Below are 7790 nucleotides of genomic sequence, written 5' to 3'. Positions count from 1 at the left end.
AGATGGCCGCATCACCGACCTGCGGCACGACTGGCAGGCGCGCGAACTTGTGGCCGTGCCGCGCCTGGAGGAGGAGCGCATGCGCGTGGCGGGCGTGGCCCGGACCGATATCGCGCAGGCGCTGCTGTTTGCCACCTCGGGCGTGCGGGCGGGCGAATACCGCGAGGGCGACACCATCATCCCCATCCTCGCCCGCGCGCCTGAGGCTGAACGCGGCGACCTGGCCCGGATGCAGGACCGCCTGGTCTGGAGCCCGGCCGAGCAGGCGCATGTGCCGCTCTCCCAGCTCATGACCCGGCTGGAGACGGTGCAGGAGGACACGCTGATTCAGCGGCGCAACCGCGTGCGGACGCTAACGGTGCAGGCCAACCCGGGCCCGGGCGAGACGGCGGCCGATGCCTTCGCGCGCATCCGCGGCGACATCGAGGCCATCCCGCTGCCGCCCGGCTATGCGCTGGAATGGGGCGGCGAATTCGAGAACTCCCAGCGCGCGCAGGCGGCGTTGGGCGCGCAGCTGCCCTTCAGCTTCATCCCCATGCTGGTCATCTCCATCCTGCTGTTCGGCCGGCTGCGCCAGCCGCTGATCGTCTGGGCGGTGGTGCCCATGGCCATCTGCGGCGTGACGCTGGGCTTGCTCGCCACCGGCATGCCCTTCACCTTCACGGCGCTGCTCGGGCTGCTCAGCCTGTCGGGGATGCTGATGAAGAACGCGATCGTGCTGGTGGATGAGATCGACACGCGCCTCGCGGAGGGGGAGGCATTGCCGGAGGCCATCACCGAAGGCGCCGTCAGCCGCCTCCGCCCGGTGTTCCTCGCGGCCGCGACGACCATCCTGGGCATGGTGCCGCTGCTGGGCGATGCCTTCTTCTCCAGCATGGCGGTGACGATCATGGCGGGCCTGGCCTTCGCCTCGCTGCTGACGCTGTTCGCCGTTCCCGCGCTTTACGCGATCCTCTTCGCCGCGCCGGCGCCCGGTCGCGCGCCGGCCACCGCCACCGCCACATGACGCGCCGGCCGCTGGGCGACGCGTTGCGGGAGGAGCGGCGGCGCCAGGTGCTGGACGCCGCGCTGGAATGCTTCCGCAGCGAGGGGTTCCGCGGCGCCAGCATGGCCGACATCTGCCAGGCGGCGCGAATGAGCCCCGGCCACCTCTACCACTACTTCGCGGGCAAGGAGGCCATCATCGAGGCCATCGCCGAGGATGACCTCGCCCGCCGCCTGGCCGAGGTGGAGCGCGCGGCGGCCGCGCCCGATGTTCTCGACGCGCTGATCACCTTCGGCGTGGAGACGCGCGACCACGCGACAAGCGGGGGGTTGGGCGGTGCGCTCCGCGCCGAGATCGCGGCCGAGGCCAGCCACAACCCCCGCATCGCCGCGATCCTGTCCCGCTTCCACGGAAGGCTGGAGGCGCGACTGGCGGAGGTGCTGGCCGTGGCGCAACGGCAGGGTCAGGTGGACCCGGCGCTGGACCCGGCGGTGCTGGCCGTGGTGGTGGGCCTGATGGCGGATGGCTTCCACGCGAGGCTGGCCTCGGAGCCTGGTCTCGCCGAGCGGGAGCGGATGCTGGCGATGGGCGCGGTGCTGCGGCGGATGCTGTCCGGGCGCTGAGGCGCGGGCAAAGAAAAACCCGTCGCCATTCCTGGCGACGGGCCATTCAGGTGGCGGCCGGGTGCCGGCCGCCGGCCTTTATCAGACGCTGTAGTACATCTCGAACTCGACCGGGTGCGGGGTGTGCTCGAAGCGGTACACCTCGCCCCACTTCAGCTCGATGTAGCTCTCGATCTGGTCCTTCGAGAACACGTCACCGGCCAGCAGGAACTCATGGTCGGCGGCGAGCGCGCCCAGGGCTTCGCGCAGCGAGCCGCAGACGGTCGGGATGCCCTTCAGCTCCTCGGGCGGCAGGTCGTACAGATCCTTGTCCATGGCGTCGCCCGGGTGGATCTTGTTCTTGATGCCGTCCAGGCCGGCCATCAGCATGGCGGCGAAGGCCAGGTAGGGGTTCGCACCCGGATCGGGGAAGCGGACCTCGACGCGCTTGGCCTTGGGGCTCGTCGCGTAGGGGATGCGGCAGGAGGCCGAGCGGTTGCGGGCCGAATAGGCCAGCAGCACGGGGGCCTCGAAGCCCGGGATCAGCCGCTTGTAGCTGTTGGTCAGCGGGTTGGTGAAGGCGTTCAGCGCCTTGGCGTGCTTGATGATGCCGCCGATGTAGTACAGCGCCATCTCGCTCAGGTCCGCGTAGCCATTGCCCGCGAACATCGGCTTGCCGTCCTTCCAGATGGACTGGTGGACATGCATGCCCGAGCCGTTGTCGCCATAGATCGGCTTCGGCATGAAGGTGGCCGACTTGCCGTAGCTGTGGGCGACGTTGTGGATGCAGTACTTGTAGATCTGCAGCATGTCGGCCTGCTTCACCAGCGTGCCGAACTTGGTGCCGAGCTCATGCTGGGACTGCGCCACCTCGTGGTGGTGCTTCTCGCCCTCGACGCCCATCTCGATCATGGTCGAGAGCATCTCGGCGCGCAGGTCCTGCTCGCTGTCCACGGGGGGGACGGGGAAGTAGCCGCCCTTCACGCCGGGGCGGTGGCCCATGTTGCCCTCGGGGAAGTCCTTCAGGCTGGCCTGCGGACCCTCGATGCTGTCCAGCTGGTACATGCCATAGTTGCCGCCCGTGCCGAACTTCACGTTGTCGAAGATGAAGAACTCGGCTTCGGGGCCGAAGAAGGCGGTGTCGCCCAGGCCCGTGGACTTCAGATACTCTTCGGCCTTCTTGGCGGTCGAGCGCGGGTCGCGCGTGTAGCGCTGGCCGGTCGAGGGCTCATAGATGTCGCAGAACAGGATCAGCTGCGGCTTGGCCGAGAAGGGGTCCATGCAGGCGCTGGCCGCGTCCGGCATCAGGATCATGTCGCTCTCGTTGATCGCCTTCCAGCCGGCGATGGACGAGCCGTCGAACATGATGCCGTCCTCGAAGGTGTCCGGCTCGACGGTGGAGACATGCTGGGCGGTGTGCTGCCACTTGCCGCGGGGGTCGGTGAACCGGAAGTCCACATACTCCACGCTGTTCTCCTTGATCATTTCCATGACCTTGGAGACGGCCTCGGGGGAATTCATCGACATGTCGTCTCTGTCCTGTTCCTGCGTCCCTGTTCACGTTCCCGCGGGGGGGTGTTCCGCCCCCGCAGCCGCCACCCCACCGACCAGGGACGCGCCCAGGGCCGGCGTGCTGCGATAAGCCTTGCCCGCCGCCCGGGTGCGCCGGGCGGCGGGAAACTCACACCGCCTCTTCGCCCCGTTCGCCGGTGCGGATGCGGATCACCTCCTGGATGTCCGAGATGAAGATCTTGCCGTCGCCGATGCGGCCGGTGCGGGCGGCGGCCTGGATGGCCTCCACGGCGCGGTCCAGCATGTCATCGGCGCAGATCACCTCGATCTTCACCTTGGGCAGGAAGTCCACGACGTATTCGGCGCCACGGTACAGCTCGGTATGGCCCTTCTGGCGGCCGAAGCCCTTGGCTTCCACCACCGTCAGGCCCTGCAGGCCGATCTCGTGCAGCGCGTCCTTCACCTCGTCGAGCTTGAAGGGCTTGATGATCGCCTCGATCTTTTTCATCGCATCCGTCGTCGCATGGCGCGGGCTGGATGGGCGGCCCACGGCGTTTCCCCGGCGCCCGTCGAAGGCGCGATACGCGCCGCGCTCGATCCAGGCAGGGCGTGTTTTGCACGCGCCATGCCAGGGCGCAATCGGCCGTTGGGGCGGTTTGACCCCTCCTCCGGCCGCCCCACAGCCTCCATCGGAGGCAAGCTGCACAGAGGGCGGGCAAACCGTGTCAGCGCCCGCATTGCGCATCCGGCGGGCCGGGGCCATTCTGGGAGGCTTACCGCTCTGCCTCCGCGCCAGGACATGCCCATGCAGCCGATGAACCACCTCCTCTCCGCCACCGGCACCACCATTTTCACGGTGATGTCCGCCCTGGCCGTGCAGCATGGCGCGATCAACCTGGGCCAGGGCTTCCCCGACTATGACGGCCCGGAGGACGTGATCGAGGCCGCCGCCGCGGCATTGAAGGACGGTCGCAACCAATACCCCCCCATGACGGGCGTGCCCGAGCTGCGCCGCGCGGTCGCCGAGGCCAACCGCCGCTTCTACGGGCTTGAGGTGGACCCGGACCGCGAAGTGGTCGTCACCTCCGGCGCCACAGAGGCTATCACCGCCTGCCTGATGGCCGTGCTGAACCCCGGCGACGAATGCGTGCTGATCGAGCCGCTCTATGACACCTACCTGCCCGTGGTGAAGCTGCTGGGCGCGGTGCCGAAGCTGGTGCGCCTCTCCCCGCCCAAGTGGGAGCTGCCGCGCGCCGAGCTGGCCGCCGCCTTCGGCCCCAAGACCAAGGCCGTGCTGTTCAACACGCCCATGAACCCCACGGGCAAGGTCTTCACCGCGGCCGAACTGGCTTTCCTCGCCGACCTGATCGAGCGCCACGACTGCTACGCCATCTGCGACGAGGTCTATGAGCACCTGACCTATGACGGCTGGAAGCACATCCCGCTGATGACGCTGCCAGGCATGCGGCAGCGCTGCATGCGGATCGGCAGCGCGGGCAAGACCTTCAGCCTGACCGGCTGGAAGGTGGGCTACGTCACCTGCGACGCGGCACTCCAGCCCAACGTGGCGAAGGCCCACCAGAACCTGACCTTCACCACGCCCCCCAACCTGCAGCGCGCCGTCGCCGTGGGGCTGGCCAAGGACGACGCCTATTTCGACGGCCTCTCGGGCGAGCTGGCCGAGCGGCGGGACCTGCTGACGCGCGGCCTCCAGGCGCTGGGCTTCGAGACCCTGCCCGTCATGGGCAGCTATTTCGTGACGGCGGACATCCGCTCCATCGGCTTCACCGGCGATGACGTGGCCTTCTGCCGCGCCATCACGGAGGAAGCCAAGGTCACGGCCATTCCTGTCACCGCCTTCTATGCGGGGCCCAACCCGCCCAACCACTATGCCCGCTTCGCCTTCTGCAAGAACGCGGCGGTGCTGGAGGAGGCGCTGGCCCGGCTCGGCGCCTGGGTCGCGGCGCGCGGGGCGGGGAGCGTCCGCGCGGCCGGGTAGGCCGCCATACACTAAACCTTGAAGTAAAGTATTGGGTGGGGCATGGTAACGTCCATGCCCCGCGTCAGCTTCACGCCCAATCTGCGCCGCCATCTGGATTGCCCGACCGTGGATGCGCCTGGCGCCACGGTCCGCGCGGCGCTGGAGAATGTCTTCGCCGGCAACCCGCGGCTGCGCGGCTACCTGCTCGACGAGCACGGATGCCTGCGCCGGCATGTCACCATCTTCGTCAACGACGCCCCCGCCGCCGACCGCGTGACGCTCGCCGATCCGGTTGGCGAGGGCGACGACATCTTCGTCTTCCAGGCGCTTTCGGGAGGATAGGCCATGTCAGCGCGGCTGCTCGTCGCAACCCGCAAGGGACTCTTCATCTGCCCGCCCGGCGGAGATGGCTGGTCCATCCCGGCCCCCGCTTTCCTGGGCGAGCCGGTCTCCGCCGTTCTGCACGACCCGCGCGACGGCGCGCTCTATGCCGCCCTGCGGCTCGGCCATTTCGGCGTGAAGCTGCATCGCTCCGAGGATGGCGGGGCGAGCTGGACAGAGATCGGCGTGCCGGCCCTTCCGAAGGAGAAGGAGGGCGACAAGCCGCTCGACATGATCTGGACGCTGGCCGTGGGCGCGGAGCCGGGCGTGCTCTGGGCCGGCACGCTGCCCGCCGCGCTGTTCCGCAGCGCCGACCGTGGCGCGAGCTGGGAGCTTGTGCGCGGCCTCTGGGACGTGCCGGAGCGCGCGTCCTGGATGGGCGGTGGCTATGACGACCCCGGCCTGCATTCCATCGTGATCCATCCGCTGGACCCGCGCCGCATGGCCATCGCCATCTCCACCGGCGGCGTGTGGCTGAGCGGCGATGGCGGCGGCACATGGCGGCTCGGCGGGCGCGGTTTGCGCGCCGAATACATGCCGCCCGCCCAGGCCTTCGAGCCGGGGGTGCAGGACGTGCACCTGCTGGCCGCCTGCGCCGCCGCGCCCGAGGTGCTCTGGGCGCAGCACCACAACGGCATCTTCCGCTCCGCCGATGGTGGCGAGAGCTTCGTGGAGGTGACGGCCGCCGCACCATCGCGCTTCGGCTTCGCGGTGGCGGCGCATCCGGCTGATCCCGCCACCGCCTGGTTCGCCCCGGCCGTGAAGGATGAATGCCGCGTGCCGGTGGAAGGCCGGCTCCTCGTCACCCGCACGCAGGATGGCGGCGCGAGCCTGGAGTCGCTGGGCGAGGGGCTGCCGGCGGGCGGCAGCTATGACCTCGTCTATCGTCACGCCCTCTTGGTGGATGCGGCGGGCACGCGCCTGGCCATGGGCTCCACCACGGGAAACCTCTGGCTGGGCGAGGACGGCGGCGCGCGCTGGCGGCTGCTCTCGGCGCATCTGCCGCCCATCGCGGCGCTGGCCTTCGCGTGAAGCCCCGCGGCGGTTGCCGCGCGCCGGGGCGGCGTTGACGTCCCCGGCAGTGCTGGCCTAAACCCTCGCGGCACTGTGGCGGCCATAGCTCAGTTGGTAGAGCGCCAGGTTGTGGTCTTGGATGTCGCGGGTTCGAGTCCCGTTGGTCGCCCCAGTTCTCCCACCTTCAGTGTCCGCGACGCCGCAGCCGTTCCAGGTCGGCGTCCACCATCTCCGCCACCATCCGCTCCAGCGTGATCTCGGGCTCCCAGCCGAGACGTTCCCGCGCGCGGCTGGCGTCGCCTTGCAGCACGTCCACCTCGGCGGGGCGCAGGAAGGCGGGGTCCACCGTCACATGGGCCTCCCAGTCCAGGCCCGCATGGGCGAAGGCCAGGCGGCAGAACTCGCGCACGCTGGTGGTGCGGCCCGTGGCCACGACATAATCGGCCGGCGTCTCCTGCTGCATCATCAGCCACATGGCGCGCACATAGTCGGCCGCATGGCCCCAGTCGCGCCGGGCATCGAGGTTGCCCAGCGCCAGCGTCTTCGCCAGGCCGAGCTTGATGCGCGCCACCCCGTCCGTGATCTTGCGGGTGACGAACTCGATGCCGCGCAGCGGGCTCTCGTGGTTGAACAGGATGCCGCTGCTGGCGTGCATGCCGAAGCTCTCGCGGTAGTTCACCGTCATCCAGTGGGCGTAGAGCTTGGCTGCGGCATAGGGGCTGCGCGGGTAGAAGGGCGTCGTCTCGTTCTGGATGGGCGCCTGGATCAGCCCATACATCTCGCTGCTGCTGGCCTGGTAGAAGCGCGCCTGCGGGGCCGCGAGGCGCACCGCCTCCAGCATGTTCACGGCGCCGAGCCCCGTGACCTGGCCCGTCAGCAGCGGCTGGGTCCAGCTCGTCTTCACGAAGGACTGGGCGGCCAGGTTGTAGACCTCGTCGGGCTGCGTCACCTGCACGGCGCGCAGGATGGAGGAGAGGTCCACCAGGTCCGCATCCACCATCTCGACCTCGCGCTCGATGCCGAGCCAGCGCAGCCGCTCGCCAATCACGTCGGCCGAGGCCGAGCGCCGCAGCAGCCCGTGGACGCGGTAGCCCCGGCCCAACAGGAAGCGCGCCAGATAGGCGCCGTCCTGTCCCGTGATCCCGGTGATCAGCGCCGTCTTCATCCGTGCATCCAAAATGCCATGGCCTCCGGCCGCGTGGTGTCCTGCCCGCGATGGTGTCACCCCGCGGCGAAAAATGGATGGAAAGGATAGCATGCCGCCGCCATGCGCCGGAACACGGGCCTCTGCGCGCTGGTTCCTTGCCACGGTTTC

At 69.4% G+C, this 7790-nt stretch carries 8 protein-coding genes and 1 tRNA gene; 6 read left to right on the top strand and 3 right to left on the bottom strand.

Annotation, left to right across the window (positions count from 1 at the left end):
- On the top strand, nt 1–1006 hold a 1006-nt coding region (locus JTN19_RS13080), incomplete at its 5' end, for an efflux RND transporter permease subunit (RefSeq protein WP_206933404.1).
- Nucleotides 1003–1608, top strand: coding sequence for a TetR/AcrR family transcriptional regulator (locus tag JTN19_RS13075; RefSeq protein ID WP_206933402.1), 606 nt, complete (start codon nt 1003–1005; stop codon nt 1606–1608). The genes JTN19_RS13080 and JTN19_RS13075, both read left to right, overlap by 4 nt.
- Nucleotides 1609–1689: 81 nt before the next feature.
- On the opposite strand, the gene glnA is transcribed toward JTN19_RS13075, so the two are convergent.
- Both glnA and JTN19_RS13065 read right to left on the bottom strand, forming a co-directional pair.
- A complete protein-coding gene (gene glnA / locus JTN19_RS13070; protein WP_206933400.1) occupies nt 1690–3114 on the bottom strand; it encodes a type I glutamate--ammonia ligase in 1425 nt (474 codons plus the stop codon).
- A 154-nt stretch (nt 3115–3268) separates the two neighbouring features.
- Complete coding sequence (locus JTN19_RS13065) at nt 3269–3607, bottom strand: P-II family nitrogen regulator (RefSeq protein WP_184385397.1); 339 nt, start codon at nt 3605–3607, stop codon at nt 3269–3271.
- 297 nt (nt 3608–3904) lie between these two features.
- Between JTN19_RS13065 and JTN19_RS13060 the strand changes: the two genes are divergently transcribed.
- The 4 genes from JTN19_RS13060 to JTN19_RS13045 all read left to right on the top strand — a co-directional run bounded on the left by JTN19_RS13060 (nt 3905) and on the right by JTN19_RS13045 (nt 6647).
- Nucleotides 3905–5098, top strand: a complete 1194-nt coding sequence (locus tag JTN19_RS13060) for an aminotransferase (RefSeq protein ID WP_206933391.1) — start codon at nt 3905–3907, stop codon at nt 5096–5098.
- Between the two features lie 54 nt (nt 5099–5152).
- Entirely contained in the window at nt 5153–5422 is a 270-nt protein-coding gene (locus JTN19_RS13055) for a MoaD/ThiS family protein (RefSeq protein ID WP_206933381.1), read from the top strand.
- A gap of 3 nt (nt 5423–5425) precedes the next feature.
- Nucleotides 5426–6493, top strand: coding sequence for a WD40/YVTN/BNR-like repeat-containing protein (locus JTN19_RS13050; RefSeq protein WP_206933379.1), 1068 nt, complete (start codon nt 5426–5428; stop codon nt 6491–6493).
- 78 nt (nt 6494–6571) lie between these two features.
- Nucleotides 6572–6647, top strand: a tRNA-His gene (locus JTN19_RS13045).
- Between the two features lie 12 nt (nt 6648–6659).
- On the opposite strand, the gene gmd is transcribed toward JTN19_RS13045, so the two are convergent.
- A complete protein-coding gene (gmd, locus tag JTN19_RS13040) occupies nt 6660–7640 on the bottom strand; it encodes a GDP-mannose 4,6-dehydratase (protein ID WP_206933377.1) in 981 nt (326 codons plus the stop codon).
- Nucleotides 7641–7790: the final 150 nt, after the last annotated feature.

Source organism: Roseococcus thiosulfatophilus, assembly GCF_017311575.1.
GTDB lineage: Bacteria > Pseudomonadota > Alphaproteobacteria > Acetobacterales > Acetobacteraceae > Roseococcus > Roseococcus thiosulfatophilus.
This window is presented reverse-complemented; position numbering and strand designations above follow the sequence as displayed.

Bases quoted from the DNA above. Each gene is read 5' to 3' on its own strand.
- JTN19_RS13075 (WP_206933402.1), top strand. From the start codon at position 1,003: ATGACGCGCCGGCCGCTGGGCGACGCGTTGCGGGAGGAGCGGCGGCGC.
- glnA (WP_206933400.1), bottom strand. From the start codon at position 3,114: ATGTCGATGAATTCCCCCGAGGCCGTCTCCAAGGTCATGGAAATGATC.
- JTN19_RS13065 (WP_184385397.1), bottom strand. From the start codon at position 3,607: ATGAAAAAGATCGAGGCGATCATCAAGCCCTTCAAGCTCGACGAGGTG.
- JTN19_RS13060 (WP_206933391.1), top strand. From the start codon at position 3,905: ATGCAGCCGATGAACCACCTCCTCTCCGCCACCGGCACCACCATTTTC.
- JTN19_RS13055 (WP_206933381.1), top strand. From the start codon at position 5,153: ATGCCCCGCGTCAGCTTCACGCCCAATCTGCGCCGCCATCTGGATTGC.
- JTN19_RS13050 (WP_206933379.1), top strand. From the start codon at position 5,426: ATGTCAGCGCGGCTGCTCGTCGCAACCCGCAAGGGACTCTTCATCTGC.
- gmd (WP_206933377.1), bottom strand. From the start codon at position 7,640: ATGAAGACGGCGCTGATCACCGGGATCACGGGACAGGACGGCGCCTAT.